This window comes from Modicisalibacter radicis, from assembly GCF_900961225.1.
Taxonomy (GTDB): domain Bacteria; phylum Pseudomonadota; class Gammaproteobacteria; order Pseudomonadales; family Halomonadaceae; genus Modicisalibacter.
The window spans coordinates 1-17,066 of sequence record NZ_CAAHFN010000050.1 but is presented as its reverse complement, the minus strand read 5'-3'; the positions used below and the strand labels follow the sequence as shown (position 1 = coordinate 17,066).

Below are 17,066 nucleotides of genomic sequence, written 5' to 3'. Positions count from 1 at the left end.
ATTCATAAGCAGGGGTTAAGTATATGCGCCACCTGGATCTCTCGCTGCTGCGGACCTTCGTGGCGATCTGCGACGAATCGAGTTTTGCCAAGGCCGCGCTCAAGGTGCACAAGTCGCAACCGGCCATCAGTCAGCAGATGAGGCGCCTGGAGAGCGAGCTACAGGTCGCCTTGTTCATCAAGCAAGGGCGTCAGAAGCAATTGACGCCGGCAGGTATCCGGCTGGCCGAGTACGCGCGCCGGCTGCTGGCCCTGCACGACGAGCTGTGGGCGACGCTGCACGACCAGGAACTCAGCGGCCCGGTGCGTATCGGCGCCCCGGCAGATATTGCCGACACGGTACTGCCCAATATCCTGCAACGCTTCGCGCGGGCCAATCCACGGCTGTCGATGGCTATCCATGTCGGTCGCAGTCCCGATCTGATGGACATGCTTTTCGCCGGCGAGCTGGATCTGACCGTTTCCACCCGGGAAGCGGCGGGGCATCCGCATCTGGTGCTGCGCAGTTCGCCGGTGGTGTGGATCGCCGCCAGTGATTATCAGCTCGACACCGGCGGGCCATTGTCGCTGGTCCTGGCCGACGAGCCCAGTATCTTCCGGCGGCTCGCCCTGGAGGCCCTGGTGCGCGAAGGGTGCGAATACAAGGAAAGTTACGTCGCGCCCAACCTGGCGGGCATCAAGGCGGCAGTGCGCGCCGGGCTGGGCATCACGGCGCGCAGCATCGAGATGGTCACGCCCGAGTTCCGGGTGCTGGGGGAGCGCCAGGGGTTGCCGGCGCTGCCGGACATCAATTTCTACCTCTATCTGCGTGACGACAATCCCAGCGAGGCGGCCACCAAGCTCTACCAGCTGCTCGCCAGCCAGGTCGGTGGGCGCGCCTCGCCGGTCCTGGAACCGGGTCTCAACGCCTAGCGCCTGGCCGCGCGGCGTTGCAGGACGTAGCGCTTGCCGAACGGCCAGAGCAGAAAGGCCAGGGTGAAGAGCAGCATCGTTGCGCTCAGCGGTTGGGTGAAGAAGTAGCTCGGCGACCCCTGCGACAGTGACATGCTTTGAAAGAAGGCGCGTTCGATCACCGGGGCCAGCACCAGGGCCAGGATGAACGGCGACAGGGGCACCTGCATGCGATTGAAGCCGAAGCCGATGACGCCGAAAGTCAGGGCGACCAGGATACCGAAGACGCTGTTGCCGATGGCGAAAGCCCCGGTGAAGCACAAGCCGGCGATCGCCGCGGCCAGCAGCGGCTGGGGGACGGCGCGGATCAGGTTGGGAACGATACGCGCCAGCAGCAGGCCCACGGGGAACATCATCAGGTTGGCGAGCACGAAGCAGATCACGATCAGGTAGGCGATATCGGGGCTGTTGCTGAACAGCCCGGGGCCGGGTCGAAGCCCCTGGATCAGCAGGGCGCCGAGAAACAGCGCCGAGGTCGAATTGCCGGGGATGCCCAGCGACAGCAGCGGGACCATCGAACTCGAGACCACCGAGTTGTTGGCGGCTTCCGGTGCTGCGATGCCTTCCGGTAGCCCCTGGCCGCAGCGCTCCCCGAAGCGGCGACGGACACGCTCGTAGGCCATGTAGATCGCCACCAGCATACCCGCGCCGGGCAGGATTCCCACCAGGTTGCCGAGGGCCGTCGCACTCAGCCAAGTCGGCAGCAGCCGGCGCACCAGGGACCAAGGCAGCAGCATGTCGGTAAAGCGAATCGGTGTTTGCCGGGCCTCGCTCATGGTATCGCCCCTCGGCTTGCCGACCAGCATCTCGAGAACCACGCTCAGCCCGAACAGGCCGATCAGGATCGGTGTCAGCGGCAGGCCCTCGAAGAGCCAGAAATTGCCGAACGTGAAGCGCGGAAAGCCGGATTCGGGGCTCATGCCGATCATCGCGACCAGCAGACCGAGCAGGCATGACAGCGCGCTCTTCATGGCATTGCCGGCGCCCATGCCGATTACCGTGGAAAGCCCCAGGACGCTTAGCGAGAAGTATTCGGCCGGACCGAACTCCAGCGCATAGCGGGCCAGCAGCGGTGCGAAGAACAGCAATATCAGCGCCGAGATCACGCCGGCGAACGTCGAGCTGTAGGTGGCGATGCCCAGCGCGCGACCGGCCTCGCCCCGGCGGGTCATGGCATAGCCGTCGATCGCGGTGAGCACCGAGGAGGCAGTCCCCGGGATCTTCAGCAGGATGGCCGGGAAGGCACCGCCGAAACAGGCGGAGCAATACACGCCCACCAGCAACGGGAAGGCGATGTCGGAGGGCATGGCAAAGGTGACCGGAACCAGCACGGCCAGGGTGATGGTGTCGTTGAGGCCGGGGATGGAGCCGACGATCAGGCCGAGCGAGACGCCGGCCAGCAGGCTCAGCAGCGGCCAGAGGCTGATGGCGTGAAGGCCCGCTTGCAACAGGGCAGCATAATCCATGGAGTCGGTTCTCGTTGGGGACGGTCGACCCGGGTCAGTCGAGGAAGAGGCCGAAGGCCGGCCCGGTCAAGGGGACGCCGAGCAGACTGCCGAACAGCACGCCCAGCCCGGCCGTGAACAGCAATGCCACCAGGGCGAGCCGCGTGTTCGGTGCGTGGCCCATGAGCCAGGCGCAGCCGAAGAAGAGCACCCATAGGCCGGCCTCGGCACCGATGGCGGTGAACAGCCAGCAGCTCAGTGTCAGTATCGCCGCGGCCCGAACCAGCCGGATCGTGACGATGCCTCGGGTGTCACTGGGTTGGCCGGGGAACAGCCAGAGCCCGATCGCGCATGGTATCAGCAGCCAACCCAGAATCAGGGGCACGGCGGCGGCCGAGTCCGGGTAGTCTTCGGCCAGCGTCAGCACACCGATCGCCAGGGCCAGGCAGACCGCCGATAACACCCTGTCCAGCCAATGGCCGGACAGGGGGGAGAGGCGCTGACGGGTCACGACTGGGTGTCCAGCAGGGGCAGTACTTCCTGCATCTTCTTGGCCGTCGTGTCGAGATAGCGGCTGAACGCCTCGCCATCACGGTAGTCGACCTTGTAACCGGCCGCGTTCATGCGCTCGACGAACTCGGACGAGGTAAGTACCTGCTGCAGGCGCGACTCCAGTTCGGCCTCGACGGCGTCGGACAGGCCCGCCGGGGCGGCGATGCCGCGGAAAGTGCCCCACTGGAAGTCATCGCCGGTCACTTCCTGATAGGTCGGGACATCGGGGGCGAGATCGCTGCGCTTGCCATCCATCACGGCCAGGATGGTGATATTGCCGTCCTGGGCGGGGCCTACCGCCTCACCCAGCGACATGAAGCTGGCCTGAACGTGGTCGCCCATCAGTTGCTGGAGCTGCATGGCGGCGCTGGCATTGTGCACGAAGCGGAACTCGAGCCCCTTCTCCTGCGCCAGTGCCAGGGCCGCGATGTGGTGCGAAGTACCGTTGCCCGGCGTGGCGACGCTTAACCCCTGGTCGGCGGCGGCATCGAGGAAGTGCTGCAGGTCGCTTAGCTGGCTGTCGGCAGCCGTGACGATCACCTCGGGGTCGAGGTTGTAGAGGGCCAGAGGCGTGAAGCTGTCGAGGTCGTAGCTGACTGACTTGGTCAGAGAGTTGTTGATGATCGACGAGGTCATGGCCAGCAGCGTGTAGCCATCCGCGGGGGCCGAACTGACATAGGTCTGTCCGATCACCGCGCCGCCACCGGGCATGTTCTTGACGACGAACTTGTGGTCATCAAAGGCATTCGGGGCATTGTCGGCAATCAGGCGTCCAGTGACGTCGACGGCGCCGCCGGCGGCGAATGGCACGATGTAATTGACGTTCTTCTGCGGATATTCGGCGGCCTGCAGGATACCGCTGGCGGTCAGAGTGACTAGGGCCAGGGTCAGGCGAGCATTGAAGACAGACATGGGGGAGTCCTTGGTTGTGTTGTGTTGGGAGGACAGGTCTAACGCTATCGCCGAAAAGTTATGCCATCAATTAAATAAATATCAAAAAAACATAAGCAATGCTTACCACTTTGCCGAGGTCATGCCGTCGAGCCCCCACCCGGGTGGTTGGCAGCACTCGCATTGACTAGCCTGAGGACGCACATGCGATCACGATCAGGGAGGAAGAGAATCATGCGTTTGTCGCAATGGATGGTGGGCCTGGGCGTCGCCGCGCTGACCACCGCTGGGGCCTACGCCTCGACCAGCGTGGAGATGCATGCAGTATCGGCCGACGGGAGTGGTGAGCCGGTCGGCACCATCAACGTCGAGAAGACCGAGTGGGGCGTCAAGTTCACTCCCGACCTGGAGGGCCTGGAAACCGGCATGCACGGTTTCCATCTGCACCAGAACCGGGCCTGCGATCCGGCCGTGAAGGATGGCGAGACGGTCGCTGCAGGCGCGGCCGGCGGCCACTTCGATCCCGAGGGCAGCGGCACGCACCAGGGGCCCTATGGCGAGGGTCATCTGGGCGATCTGCCGCTATTGACGGTGGACGCGCAGGGAACCTCGACGACGCCGGTACTCGCGCCGCGCCTGACGATGGACGACGTCAAGGGCCATGCCCTGGTGATCCACAACGGTGGCGATACCTATGGTGATGAACCCCACCTGGGAGGCGGTGGCTCGCGGGTCGCCTGTGGGCTTTTCGAGGGGTAGCATCCGCGCGATTCGGCAACGCCGAGATCGCCCAGGTAGCGTCGTATCCAGGCAATCGGCCCGCCAGTGCGGGCCGATTGGCTTTTAGCGCTCATGCCATCCGTGGCAGCGCTAGCCCTTGGGACCCTTGGGATCGAGGATGCGCACCGGCTGCACGCTGTTGCGCTGGTCGTCGTCGCGTTCCCGGTTGACGCGGGTGGTGAGTTCCGGCGCGTCCTGCTCCTCGATCGGCAGTTGCTCGAAGAAGTCGCAGGCCACGCAGTCGCGGTAGCGGATGCCGTTGGCTTCCCAGGTGCGAACCTTGTCCATGGCCGCACAGCGCGGGCAGATGGCGCCGGCGATGAAGCGTTTGGGGGTCGACATGCATTCTCCTGGTCAGGCGGCACGAATGCCGCTGTGGCGAAGCAGAGGCTCGACGCTGGGCTCGCGGCCGCGGAATGTCTTGAACAGCTCGGCGGCGTCGCGGGAACCACCCTGTTCGAGAATCTCGCGACGGAAGCGCATCCCGGTGTCGCCATCGAACACCCCGGCCTCCTCGAAGGCGCCATAGGCGTCGGCCGACAGTACCTCGGCCCACTTGTAGCTGTAGTAACCCGCCGCGTAGCCGCCGGCGAAGATATGCCCGAAGCTGTTCTGGAAGCGGTTGAAGTCGGCGCGCGGGACCACCGAGTACTGGTCGCGCACCGCGTCGAGCAGGCCCTGGACGTCGTCGGCCGTGGGGGTCTCGAGTTCATGATGAAGGCGGAAGTCGAACAGCGAGAACTCGATCTGGCGCAGCATGCCCATCGCCGACTGGAAGTTCCTGGCCGCCTGCAGCTTGCCGAGCAGCTCGTCGGGCAGGCGCTCGCCGGTGTCGACGTGGGCGGCGATCATGTCCAGCCCTTCGCGTTCCCAGCAGAAATTCTCCATGAACTGGCTGGGCAGTTCCACCGCATCCCAGGCCACGCCGTTGATGCCCGAGACGTCGGCGACGGTCTGGCGGGTCAGCATGTGGTGCAGGCCGTGGCCGAACTCGTGGAACAGTGTGGTGACCTCGTCGTGGGTGAGCAGCGCCGGCTTGCCGCCCACCGGGCGGGTGAAGTTGCAGGTCAGGTAGGCGACCGGCAGTTGCAGGCTGCCGTCCTCGCGCTCGCGACGTACCCGGCATTCATCCATCCAGGCGCCGCCGCGCTTGCCTTCGCGGGCGTACAGGTCGAGATAGAAGCCGGCGATCGGCGTGTCGCCCTCGCGGATCGAGTAGTAGCGCACATCGGGGTGATAGCGCGGTGCCTCCGTGTCTTCTTCGAAGCGCACGCCGTAAAGCCGCTGGGTGACCCGAAACAGGCCGTCGATCACCTGTGGTGCCGGAAAGTAGGGGCGCAGCTGCTCCTGGGAGATGGCGTAGCGGGCCTCGCGCAGCTTCTCGCTGGCATAGCCGACGTCCCAGGGCTCGAGGGTGTCGAGCGACAGGGTCTCCTTGGCGAAGGCTTCGAGCTCGTTGAACTCCTCCTGAGCCTGGCGATGGGCGCGCCCGGCCAGGTCGCCGAGAAAATCGAGCACCTGGGCGGGGGACTCGGCCATCTTGGTCGCCAGCGAGTAATCGGCGTAGGTCGCAAAGCCCAGCAGCCGGGCGAGCTCCTGACGCAGCGCGAGGATCTCCTCGATTATCGGCGCGTTGTCGTACTCGCCGGCGTTGGGGCCGAGTTCCGAGGCGCGGGTGACGAAGGCGGTGTAGACCTCCTTGCGCAGCGCCCGGTCGTGGGCGTAGCTCATCACCGGGAAGAAGCTGGGGAAGTCCAGGGTAATGCGGTAGCCGTCGAGCTGCTTGGCCTCGGCGTTGGCCTTGAGCGTGTCCAGGGCGCTCTCGGGCAGGCCGTCGAGCGCGTCGGCATCGGCGATGTCCTTGTGCCACGCCTGAGTGGCATCGAGCACATGGTTGGAAAAGGTGTTGGTCAGCTCGGAGAGCCGTGCCTGGATCTCGCCGTAGCGATGCTTGTCATCGGCCGGCAGGTCGACGCCGGCGAGGCGGAAGTCACGTAACGTGTTGTCGATCGAGCGCTGCTGCGCCGGGGTCGACTCGGCGTAGTTCGGCGAATCCTTGAGCGCCCGATAGGCGCGGAACAGCCCCTCGTGCTGGCCCAGCCAGGTGCCGTATTCGGAAAGCTTGCCGAGGCATGCCTGGTAGGCGTCGCGCAGTGCCGGGCTGTTCATGGTGCCGTTCAGGTGCGATACCGGCGACCAGGCCTGCGACAGCCGGTCGTTGAGCTCCTCGATGGGCGCGGCCAGGCTCTGCCAGGTCGGTGTCTCGCGATTGGCCTGCTCGGCCAGCCGGTCGATGGCACTACGGTTCTCGTCGAGGATCTGCTCGATTGCCGGAACCACATGGTCGGGCTGAATCTCGCCGAAGGGCGGCAGGGTATGCGATTCGAGCAGCGGGTTGCGGGACATGAAGAAGCCTCGTGTGATACCGAATATATCGGGGTAGATGCGGGCGTGGAGGGCGGGTTTCAATGACCGACTGCGTCATTGGCGGCCGCGGGCCGGCCTGCTAGTCTTGCGCCTTTCGCCGGCGGCTCGGGGCGCGTTGCCCGGGCATGTGGCGTGCGGGCCAATTAAAGGATAGGGGATCATGAACGAAACGCTGGAACGCTGGAGCTCACGGCGTGCATTCATACTCGCGGTCACCGGGGCCGCCGTGGGCCTGGGCAACATCTGGCGCTTCCCCTACATGACCGGCGAGAACGGCGGCGCGGCGTTTTTGCTGCTGTACGTGGTCTTCGTCGTGCTGTTGGGCCTGCCGGTGATGATGGCCGAGATCCTCATCGGCCGCGCTGGGCGACGCAGTCCGATGCAGTCGCTGGGACATCTGGCGCGTCAGGCCGGGGCCTCGCCGCACTGGCGCTGGCTGGGCCTGTTTGGGGTGACCACGGTGTTCTTCATCCTGTCGTTCTATTCGGTGGTCTCGGGCTGGTCGATCGAGTATCTGGTCGAGTCGATAAACGGCAATTTCGCCGGCATGACGCCGGAGGCGGTGGGCGCCAACTTCAACGCGTTCCTCGCCGACCCGCTGCGCATGACCTTCAACCATACGCTGTTCATGCTGTTGACCCTGTCGGTGGTCGCGGCGGGCATTTCCGGCGGCCTCGAGAAGCTCAACAACCTGCTGATGCCGCTGCTCTACCTGCTGCTGATCGTGCTGGCGGCCTACGCCGCCACCACCGACGGCTTCGGCACGGCGATGGCCTGGCTGTTCACGCCCGATCCCTCGGCGCTGAGCGTGGCGGTAATGCTCAACGCCATGGGCCATGCCTTCTTCACCCTGGCGGTAGGCGCCTGCGCGCTGATGGCCTACGGTGCCTACATGCCCGATGAGCAGAGCCTGCCGCGGGCGGTCGCCGCGGTGGCGGTGCTCGACGTGGCGGTGGCGCTGCTGTCGGGTATCGCGATCTTCTCGGTGGTCTTCTCGCAGGGCCTGGATCCGGGCGAGGGGCCGGGGTTGATGTTCGTCACCCTGCCGATCGCCTTCGCCGAGCTGCCCGGAGGCTCGCTGTGGCTGGGGGTGTTCTTCCTGTTGCTGCTGCTGGCGACCTGGACCTCGTCGATCAACCTCGCCGAACCGATGGTCGCCACCCTGCAGGGCTGGGGGCTCCGGCGCGGTCGCGCGGCGGCCTGCGTCGGCGTGGCGGTATGGGCGGTGGGCCTGCTGTCGGTGTTCTCGTTCTCGTCGATGGCCGAGGTGCACTGGATCGGCGAGATGAACTTCTTCGATCTGGTGACCACCGTGCCCACCGACCTGTTCCTGCCTGTCGGCGGCCTGCTGATCGCGATCTTCGCCGCCTGGGTGATGCCGCGTGATATCGCCGAGCGGGCGTTGGATGCCGGGCCGGCGGGCTTCCGCAGTTGGCAGGCGCTGGTGCGTTTCGTGTCGATCCCGCTGGTGGTGGTGGTGCTGGTCTCGGGGCTGTGGTGATCCCGTTTCGGCGGGCCGCGATTATCGATTTGCTGTGACGGACCAACCGTCGAGGAGAGACTCAATGACCCTGCGAACCTTTCGAGGCCATACGCCGCAACTCGGCGAGCGCGTCTACATCGATCCCGCCTGCGTGGTGCTGGGCGACGTGGTGCTGGGTGACGATTGCTCGGTATGGCCGATGGCGGTGATTCGCGGCGATATGCATCGCATCCGCGTCGGTGCGCGCTGCAGCATCCAGGATGGCAGTGTGCTGCACATCACCCATGCCAGCGACTTCAATCCCGGCGGACACCCGCTGACTATCGGCGATGACGTGACCATCGGCCACAAGGCGATCCTGCACGGCTGCACGGTGGGCGACCGGGTGCTGGTGGGCATGGGCGCGACGGTGATGGACGGGGCGGTGGTCGAGGGGGAGGTGATCATCGCTGCCGGCGCGCTGGTCACGCCGGGCAAGCGGCTCGAGAGCGGCCACGTCTATGCCGGCAACCCGGCCAAGCCGCTGCGTGCGCTCAAGGAGAGCGAGCGGGCCTTCTTCCGCTACACCGCCGGCAATTACGTCGCGCTCAAGGACCGGTATCTGGCCGAAGGCGCTTAAGGTCGCGGCAAGCGATTGTTTTTCAGGGCCACGCTGGGGATAATCTGGATTTATATCCAGCTTTTCTGGCAGGCATTGCGTGGCCGATTTCCGTACCCATCTGAGTGTCGCCGTATCCGGCGGCGCGTTGCTCGCCGTGACGGGCTGGCAGGCCGCCCTGTGGTCGCCGGTCGACGGCGCGTCGCTGGCCGCGCTGACCGCCTTCGGCGGCATCCTGCCGGACATCGATTCGGATCATTCCCACTCCATCCGATTGATCTTCAACCTCTTCGCGCTGCTCGCGGTGGTTGCCGGGGCGCTGTGGCTGCAGTCGCGGCTCAGTCCGGCCGGATTGCTGGTCGCCTGCGGCGGGCTCTATCTCGGGGTACGCTTCGGCGTAGGCGCGGTGTTCCGGCGCTTTACCGTGCACCGCGGCATCTGGCATTCCGTGCTGGCGACGGGACTGTGCGGGCTCGGCGTCACCGCGCTGAGCTACCAGTGGCTGGCTCAGGGAGCCTGGCAGGCCTGGTCGCAGGGGCTGGCGCTGACGCTCGGCGGGCTGATCCATCTGCTGCTTGACGAGGTCTACAGCGTCGACCTGGTGGGCTCGCGGCTCAAGCGTTCGTTCGGCACCGCGCTCAAGCTGTTCGACTATCGCGAGCCGGGCAACTCACTGGTCATGCTGATGCTGGCGGCGGGTCTGGCACCCTGGCTGCCGCCCTGGCAGGCGCTTGCCGAACTGGTCAGCCAGAGCGCGCGGCTCTGGCGCTAGCAGCGCCATGCGGGCTGGTCCGCGGCGTGGTGCAGGCGATAATCCTCGGCGCGCAGGTCGTACTTCTTGAGCTTGTCGTAACAGGTCTTGCGCGGCAGCCCGAGGTGTTCGCAGACGTCATTGACGCGCCCGCCGTGATTGGCCAGCGACTGGCTCAGAAGGCTCTTCTCGAACAGCTCGACCTGCTGCGGCAGGGTCATCTCGCCCGTGCCGCTGTCGCCGCCCTCGACTAGCCGTTCGAGCCGGTAATCGTAGGTCGCGCCGAGCAGCACGAAGCGCTCGGCGAGATTGCGCAGCTCGCGCACGTTGCCGGGCCAGTCGTGAGCCATCAGCACCGAGACGCCAGCGGCGTCGAGCGGTGGCGCCTCGAGCCCGCTGCGATTGGCGGCGACCACCGCGAAGTGCTGGAACAGCAGCGGCAGGTCTTCGCGGCGTTCGCGCAGCGGCGGGATCGGCACGGTCACCACGTTGAGCCGGTAGTACAGGTCCTCGCGGAATTCGCCGCGCTCGGCGGCGAGCTTGAGGTCGGTCTTGGTCGCGGCGATGATGCGGATATCCAGCGCCACCGGCTGGTTGGATCCCAAGCGCTCGACCGAGCGTTCCTGCAGTACGCGCAACAGCTTGACCTGCAGCGTCAACGGCATCGACTCGATCTCGTCGAGGAACACGCTGCCGCCGTTGGCATACTCGAACTTGCCGATGCGGCGCTCGACGGCGCCGGTGAAGGCGCCCTTTTCGTGCCCGAACAACTCCGACTCGATGATGCTCTCGGGCACCGCGCCGCAGTTGATGGCGACGAAGGGATGGCCGCTGCGCGCACTGCGCTCGTGCAGCGAGCGGGCCACCAGGTCCTTGCCCACTCCGGTTTCGCCGAACAGCAGCACGTCGGCCTCCACCTGGCTGACGCGCTGCAGCATCGCCGAGAGCTGCTGCATGGCCGGCGTACGCCCGACGATGCGTGGCCCCGGCGCGGCACGCTGGGCGTCCAGTTCGGCCTTGAGACGACGGTTCTCGAGACTCAGTCGGCGTTTCTCCGCGGCACGGCGCACCACGTCGGCGAGGCGCTCGCCGGCGAACGGTTTCTCCAGGAAATCCCAGGCGCCTTCGCGCATCGCCTCCACCGCGGTCGAGATGTCGCCATGGCCGGTAATCAGGATCACCGGCAGGTCGGGGTCGCGGCGGCGCACTTCGCGCAGCAGCGCCAGCCCGTCCATGCCCGGCATGCGGATGTCGCTGACCAGCACGCCGGGGTAGTCGTCGCTCAGCGCGGCCAGGGCGGCTTCGGCATTGCTCACCGCCCGGGGGCGGTAGCCGGCCAGTTCGAGGGTCTGGCTGGCGGTGATGCGCAGGTGTTCCTCATCGTCGACGATCAATACCGGCGTTGCGTCGGATTCATACATGGTGATCCTCTCGGGCGTGATGACGGGGCGTCGCCGGAGCCGCTGCGCCGGCCGGCAGGTCGATGGTGAACCGCGCACCGCCGGCGGCGGCATTGCAGGCCTCGAGTCGGCCGCCGAGGTCTTCGACGATGCGTGCCGAGATCGACAGCCCCAGCCCAAGCCCCTTGCCGACCGGCTTGGTGGTGAAGAAGGGTTCGAAGACGCGCCCCAGGTGGGCTTCGGCGATCCCCGGGCCGCTGTCCTCGACACCGATACGTACCCGGCCGGCGGTATTGGCGATACTCAGCTTCAGGCGCGGCTCGGGCGTGTCGGCCATCGCCTGCAGGGCGTTGCCGATCAGATTGACCAGCACCTGTTCGAGGCGCACCGGGTCGGCATGCACCCAGACCTCGTCGGCGGGCCAGTCGCGGACGATCGTGACACCGGCGCCGAGCAGCCGCGCCCGGTACAGGCGCAGGGCGTAGCCGAAACCGGCCTGGACCGAGACCGCGGTCAGGCTGTCGCCGCTCCTGCGCGAGAATTGCTTGAGCTGGGCGCTGATCTCGGCCATGCGCGCGGTGAGCTCGACGATCTGCTGCAGGTTGGCGTTGGCCGCGTCGCTGCGCCCGCGCTCGATGAAGGCCTGGGCGTTCTCGGCATAGGCGCGGATCGCCGCCAGCGGTTGATTGAGCTCGTGGTTGATGCCGGCGGCCATCTGGCCGAGCACCGCCAGCTTGGCGGCCTGGATCAGCTCGTCCTGGGTCTGGCGCAGGTCGGTCTCGGCACGGCGGCGCTCGTCGATCTCCGCGGACAGCCGGCGGTTGGAGTCGAGCAGGTCGCGGGTGCGTTCGGCGACGCGCTGCTCGAGCTGATCGCGGGCCAGCGCCAGCGCCTGTTCCTGGGCCTTGCGTTCGCTGATGTCGAACACCGTGGCCAGCCAGCGCTGGCCGTGGGGGCTGACCAGCGGCCCGACGGTCAGCTCCAGCGGTACGCGCTGTCCGCCGGGGCGCAGTGCCACGACCTCGATCGCCGGACTGCCGGCGGCCGAGCGATGCCCGGCAGCGTGACGCAGAGTATCGATGCGGCGCGCATCGGCGGGGGTCAGCAGCTCGGTGAGCTGGCGCCCCTCGACCGCTACCGGGGTATGGCCGAAAAGCGCCTGGGCAGTGGGGTTGAGGTAGGTCAGCGCCGAGCGCTCGTCGAGCACCAGCAGGCCGGCCCGGGTGCGGTCGATGATCCCGCGCACGCGGGCCTGGCCCTCGGCCAGGGTCCGCCGTTCGCGGCTGGCGAACAACTCGCGCTCGCGGCGTAGCCGGCGGCGCTGCCAGCCGATGCCGCCGCCCAGCACCACCACTCCGTACAATCCAGCGGCCAGGAAGCCCGCCTGCCATTGAGCGTTCTTCAGCGGGCCGAGGGGCTTGAGCATGCGCATCTGCCAGTTCTGCTCGGGCAGCGTACGACTGACCGAGAGGAACCCGCGACCGGCCAGCGGGCCGGCTTCGAAGCGCACGAGTTGCGACCCGTCGGGCCGCGAGCTGAGCCGGTCGAGGGGCAGCGGGGGCAGTCGGGCGCCGTCGTAACGCCGCGTCTCGCGCAGGCGCGCGCGTACGCCGGCGTCGAGCGGGGCGAGGCTCGTCAGGCGTAGCCCCGGCTGGCTGGCCATGAACACCACGCCGTTGCCATCGCTGATCAGCAACTCGCCGTTCTGGCCGCTCCAGTTGGCCTCGAGTGGGGCGATCAGCACCTTGACCACCATCACGCCAACGACGCTTTCGTTGCCCGGGACGTCGGACCAGACCGGGGCCGAGAAGTAGTAGCCGCGCTCGCCGGATTGGGTGCCCAGGCCATAGAAGTGGCCCATGCGGCCCTGGATGGCGTCCTTGAAATAGGGGCGGAAGCCGTAGTTCTGACCGACGAAGCTGTGGGGCAGCGCCCAGTTGCTGGCCGCCAGCGTGGTGCCCTGGCGGTCGAGCAGGTAGATGTCGGAGACGTCGCTGGCGGCACGGAACGTGTCGAGAATGCGGTTGAGCCGGTTGACTACCTGCGTATCGCCGGGGTGGGCCAGCGCCCGACCGACCGCTTCTCGACTGGCCAGCAGACGCGGCAGGTAATCGTGGCGCGAGAGATAGGCCGAGACGCCCGCCGCGGACAGCCTCAGCTCGTTGCGCGCTTCGCTATAGAGCGTATCCAGGGCCTGGTCGCGGGCTAGTCGGGCCGCCTGCCAGACGCATAGCACCAGGCCCAGCGGCACCAGCAGTAGCAGCAGGCGTCGCCAGGTCGCGGGGAGCCGGGTCGACCGCATCCTCAGCGCGCCTCGGGCAGGGCATGGGTGCGGCGCAGGGCGCGCTGGGCGCGGGTCTCGGTGCGTTCCAGCTCGTGAAGGCCCTGCTCGACGAAGGCCAGGTGCTCGTGCGCCCGCGCCTGGGCCTCCTCGGCGCGACCCTCGAGAATCGCCTCGAGCAGCGCGCGATGCTGGGCCATGAGCTGCTCGCGCGTGCCGGGGCGCTCGAACAGGTGAGCGAGACTCGAGGCGATGCTTTTCTCCAGCAGGTGAAAGATGCCGCGAATGGTGTGCAGCAGCAGCACGTTGTGGCCGGCTTCGGCGATCGCCAGATGGAAGGCGGCGTCGGCCTTGGCTTCGCGGTGCGGGTCGTCCTGCAGGGCGGGCTCGGCGTAACAGGCTTCGAGTTCCTCGAAGCGCTGCTGCAGCTGTTGCTTGTCGGCGGGCGTCGCGCGCAGCGCGGCGTAGTAGGCGGAGAGCCCTTCGAGGGCGTCGCGGAACTCGAGCAGGTCGAGCTGGAACTCGCCGTGGCGCGAGAGCATCTCCAGCAGCGGGTCGCTGTAACCGCTCTTGAGCTCCTCACTGACGAAGGTGCCGCCACCCTGGCGGCTGCTCAGCAGGCCGCGAGCGGCGAGCTTCTGGATCGCTTCACGCAGCGAAGGGCGCGATACGCCGAAACGCTCGGCAAGCTCGCGCTCCGGCGGCAGGCGATGCCCCGGTGCGAGGCTGCCCTCGAGGATCATCGACTCGAGGCGTTCGGTGATGACGTCGGCGATGCGCGGTTGACGGACCGGCTGGTAGACCATGCGCTATTCTCATGAGCCTGAAATTGGTTTTACCAATTTTAGTCGGAGGGGCGCTCCCTGCAACCGGCGAGCAATACCAAAGTATAAGCATTATTTTATGTGCAGCGATGTGAGACAGTTGACTGCCTTGCAAACTTGACCATAAGGTACTTTTGAAAGCTATTGTCAATTGGTCTTACCAATCATGCGCCGAGTGTAATGCGGGTTCAGAACCGCTGCGGTCAGCCGCCCATACCCGAGCGTTCGATACAGGGTCCGCGATGACCACTCATAGATAGCGCATCCATTACCCAGGGCTTGCCATGATCATTTCAGCTTCCACGGACTACCGCCAGGCCGCCCAGCGCCGTATCCCGCCGTTTCTTTTTCACTACGCCGACGGGGGCGCCTACGCCGAGCATACGCTGCGGCGTAACGTCGAGGATCTTGCCGGCATCGCGTTGCGCCAGCGCGTGCTGAAGGACATGTCCACCTTGTCGCTGGAGACCGAGCTGCTCGGCGAAAGCCTGGCCATGCCCGTTGCCCTGGCGCCGGTGGGGTTGGCGGGCATGTACGCCAGGCGAGGTGAGGTGCAGGCGGCGCGGGCCGCAGCAAGCAAGGGCGTGCCGTTCACGCTGTCGACGGTATCGGTATGCCCCATCGACGAGGTGGCCTCGGCAGTCGATCGCCCCCTCTGGTTTCAGCTCTATGTGCTGAAGGACCGGGGGTTCATGAAACACGTTCTGGAGCGCGCCAAGGCCGCCGGCGTCAAGACGCTGATCTTCACGGTCGACATGCCCGTGCCGGGGGCGCGTTACCGCGACGCCCATTCCGGCATGAGCGGCAAGCACGCTGCGGTTCGGCGAATGTTCCAGGCCGCGACGCATCCTTCCTGGGCCTGGGACGTGGGCATTCATGGCCGCCCTCATGACCTGGGCAACGTGACGGAATATCGCGGCAGTCCGACGGGGCTCGAGGATTACATCGCCTGGCTCGGCAAGAATTTCGATCCCGCCATTTCCTGGAAGGATCTGGAGTGGATTCGCGAATTCTGGGACGGTCCGATGATCATAAAAGGGATACTCGATCCCGACGACGCCCGCGATGCGGTCCGCTTCGGTGCGGATGGCATCGTCGTTTCCAATCATGGCGGCCGCCAGCTCGATGGCGTTCCCTCTACCGCACGCGCCCTGCCTGCCATCGCCGATGCGGTCAAGGACGATCTGGCCATTCTGGCCGATTCCGGGGTGCGCAACGGTCTCGATGTCGTGCGCATGATCGCCCTGGGTGCCGATACCGTATTGCTGGGACGTGCTTTCATCTACGCACTCGCCACCGCCGGGGAATCTGGCGTTGTCCACCTGCTCGAGTTGTTCGAAAAGGAGATGCGGGTCGCGATGACGCTCACCGGGGCGCGTAGCATCGCCGAGCTGGGGCCGGATTCGCTGGTTTCGGACTCGAGCCGCGGCCTCGACTGAGTATCGCCGGTGCAACCAGCCCGGGTCATCAGTTCTCGAGAGACTGCTCTGGCAAGGCCTGCATCGAGCGGGCGGCTGGTCTCGGGAGCGCACGGCCGCATGAATTCCTGGCGATTGTCCGCCATGCTGGTTCGGCTACGTTGTCATGATCAACAAGAGAAAGCGGCATGGCTGAGGAAAAGGCAAGAGTACTGTTGTTCGACGCGGGCGGGGTGCTGGTCGACTGGCGCGGCACCTCCGGGTTGGTCGAACTGACGCAGGGGTGTTTCGGGCACGAGCAGGCCCGACGCTTCTGGATGGGCTTCGCGGCGATCGCCCCTTTCGAGACCGGAGGCGATGACGGGGCGGAGTTTGCCCGGGAGGCGGTCGAGGCACTCGAGCTCGACATGACGCCGCAGGCGTTCCTCGAGGTATTCAATGGCTGGATGCGGGGTCCCTACCCCGGGGCCCTGGAGCTGATCCAGCGTATCCGTCCCGGCTATCGTCGCGTCGTGCTGAGCAACACCAATCCCGTGCACTGGGCGCGGCTGATCGACGACTATCGTCTCGACGCCCCCTTCGAGCGGGCCTTCGCCTCCCATCTGCTCGGCGCGCGTAAACCCGATGCCGAGGCCTACCGGCGGGTCTGCGATGAGCTCGGCGTCGAACCGAGCCAGGTGCATTTCTTCGACGACAACCCCGAGTGCGTCGAGGGCGCTCATGCGCTGGGCATGTCGGCCACTCAGGTGCGTGGGCTGGACGAACTGCGCGACGCGCTGGTTGCGCTCGACGTGCTCGAACCGGCCGGTGGCCGCTGAGGCACCTCTCCGGCGCCTGGGACTCACGCACTGAGCATGGATCGGGCGTGGTGAAGTCATTGCGACCTTGGTCTCAAAAAGTGCTTGCGTTCGCCGCTTTCGAGCCGTAAAGTACGCATCCGCTGCTCGCGACGGACACACGTCGCCGGCGGTGGAGGTGGCGCAAGGTCTTGTTCCCGTTAGATTTTTCTTCGCTCGATTGAGCAAGGCAGGGTTGACAGGGACGCCGGATTCGGTAGACTATGCGCCACTCGATCGGGGTTCGCCCGACGGCTCGAGTCGGCTTTCCAGCAAAGCCTCTCGGGCAGGCTACGAAGCCCTGGCTTCGGATCGCCACGGCGGACACGGCGCTTGACAGCGCGGCCCGGATCGGTAGAATACGCCTTCCTCGCAGGGCGCTGGCGAGCCACCCGGTGGCGCGACAGCACAGCGAGACGCTCTTTAACAA

Annotated in this window: 15 protein-coding genes; 7 read left to right on the top strand and 8 right to left on the bottom strand. The window is 66.4% G+C overall.

All coding sequences use genetic code 11. The features are described 5' to 3' along the window. The first annotated feature begins 23 nt into the window (after positions 1–23). Complete coding sequence (locus HR9077_RS04065) at positions 24–911, top strand: LysR substrate-binding domain-containing protein (RefSeq protein WP_136065399.1); 888 nt, start codon at positions 24–26, stop codon at positions 909–911. Here HR9077_RS04065 and HR9077_RS04060 read toward each other — a convergent pair. From HR9077_RS04060 to HR9077_RS04050, 3 genes are read right to left on the bottom strand one after another with little or no spacing between them, the layout of a single operon-like run. Next, positions 908–2,416, bottom strand: a complete 1,509-nt coding sequence (locus tag HR9077_RS04060; RefSeq protein ID WP_136065397.1) for a tripartite tricarboxylate transporter permease — start codon at positions 2,414–2,416, stop codon at positions 908–910. The two genes, HR9077_RS04065 and HR9077_RS04060, sit on opposite strands and share 4 nt — an antisense overlap. A gap of 34 nt (positions 2,417–2,450) precedes the next feature. Next, positions 2,451–2,906: a hypothetical protein gene (locus tag HR9077_RS04055; RefSeq protein WP_136065395.1), complete on the bottom strand. Its 456-nt coding sequence runs from the start codon at positions 2,904–2,906 to the stop codon at positions 2,451–2,453. Beyond that, on the bottom strand, positions 2,903–3,859 hold the full coding sequence (locus HR9077_RS04050) for a Bug family tripartite tricarboxylate transporter substrate binding protein (protein ID WP_136065393.1): 957 nt from the start codon (positions 3,857–3,859) through the stop codon (positions 2,903–2,905). Before HR9077_RS04050 ends, HR9077_RS04055 begins: the two co-directional genes overlap by 4 nt. A 213-nt stretch (positions 3,860–4,072) precedes the next feature. On the opposite strand from HR9077_RS04050, the gene sodC reads away from it, so the two are divergent. Continuing rightward, positions 4,073–4,597: a superoxide dismutase family protein gene (gene sodC / locus HR9077_RS04045; RefSeq protein ID WP_136065391.1), complete on the top strand. Its 525-nt coding sequence runs from the start codon at positions 4,073–4,075 to the stop codon at positions 4,595–4,597. A 111-nt stretch (positions 4,598–4,708) separates the two neighbouring features. On the opposite strand, the gene HR9077_RS04040 is transcribed toward sodC, so the two are convergent. Further along, positions 4,709–4,960 carry a YheV family putative zinc ribbon protein gene (locus tag HR9077_RS04040; RefSeq protein ID WP_136065389.1) on the bottom strand — a complete coding sequence of 84 codons (252 nt, stop codon included), beginning with the start codon at positions 4,958–4,960 and terminating at the stop codon, positions 4,709–4,711. 12 nt (positions 4,961–4,972) lie between these two features. Beyond that, positions 4,973–7,024: an oligopeptidase A gene (prlC, locus tag HR9077_RS04035; protein ID WP_136065387.1), complete on the bottom strand. Its 2,052-nt coding sequence runs from the start codon at positions 7,022–7,024 to the stop codon at positions 4,973–4,975. Positions 7,025–7,205: 181 nt separating this feature from the next. Between prlC and HR9077_RS04030 the strand changes: the two genes are divergently transcribed. The 3 genes from HR9077_RS04030 (at position 7,206) to HR9077_RS04020 (ending at position 9,898) form a co-directional block, all read left to right on the top strand. Then, positions 7,206–8,546, top strand: coding sequence for a sodium-dependent transporter (locus tag HR9077_RS04030; RefSeq protein WP_136065385.1), 1,341 nt, complete (start codon positions 7,206–7,208; stop codon positions 8,544–8,546). Between the two features lie 64 nt (positions 8,547–8,610). After that, positions 8,611–9,147: a gamma carbonic anhydrase family protein gene (locus HR9077_RS04025; RefSeq protein ID WP_136065383.1), complete on the top strand. Its 537-nt coding sequence runs from the start codon at positions 8,611–8,613 to the stop codon at positions 9,145–9,147. A 79-nt stretch (positions 9,148–9,226) separates the two neighbouring features. Beyond that, the gene (locus HR9077_RS04020; protein WP_136065381.1) at positions 9,227–9,898 is read left to right on the top strand and encodes a metal-dependent hydrolase; all 672 of its coding nucleotides are present in this window, start codon (positions 9,227–9,229) and stop codon (positions 9,896–9,898) included. On the opposite strand, the gene HR9077_RS04015 is transcribed toward HR9077_RS04020, so the two are convergent. The 3 genes from HR9077_RS04015 to HR9077_RS04005 are packed head-to-tail and all read right to left on the bottom strand — an operon-like array spanning position 9,895 to position 14,364. Next, positions 9,895–11,298 (bottom strand): sigma-54-dependent transcriptional regulator, encoded by a 1,404-nt coding sequence (locus tag HR9077_RS04015; RefSeq protein WP_136065379.1) that lies wholly within the window; start codon positions 11,296–11,298, stop codon positions 9,895–9,897. The genes HR9077_RS04020 and HR9077_RS04015 overlap by 4 nt on opposite strands. After that, a complete protein-coding gene (locus HR9077_RS04010; RefSeq protein WP_136065377.1) occupies positions 11,291–13,579 on the bottom strand; it encodes an ATP-binding protein in 2,289 nt (762 codons plus the stop codon). The genes HR9077_RS04015 and HR9077_RS04010 overlap by 8 nt, the downstream gene beginning before the upstream one ends. Before the next feature lie 2 nt (positions 13,580–13,581). Continuing rightward, complete coding sequence (locus HR9077_RS04005) at positions 13,582–14,364, bottom strand: GntR family transcriptional regulator (RefSeq protein ID WP_136065375.1); 783 nt, start codon at positions 14,362–14,364, stop codon at positions 13,582–13,584. 302 nt (positions 14,365–14,666) lie between these two features. Here HR9077_RS04005 and lldD point away from each other — a divergent pair, with 302 nt between their 5' ends. Together lldD and HR9077_RS03995 are read left to right on the top strand one after the other, a co-directional pair. Further along, a complete protein-coding gene (gene lldD / locus HR9077_RS04000) occupies positions 14,667–15,821 on the top strand; it encodes an FMN-dependent L-lactate dehydrogenase LldD (RefSeq protein ID WP_136065373.1) in 1,155 nt (384 codons plus the stop codon). Positions 15,822–15,988: 167 nt separating this feature from the next. After that, positions 15,989–16,618 (top strand): HAD family hydrolase, encoded by a 630-nt coding sequence (locus HR9077_RS03995; RefSeq protein ID WP_136065371.1) that lies wholly within the window; start codon positions 15,989–15,991, stop codon positions 16,616–16,618. Positions 16,619–17,066 lie beyond the last annotated feature (448 nt).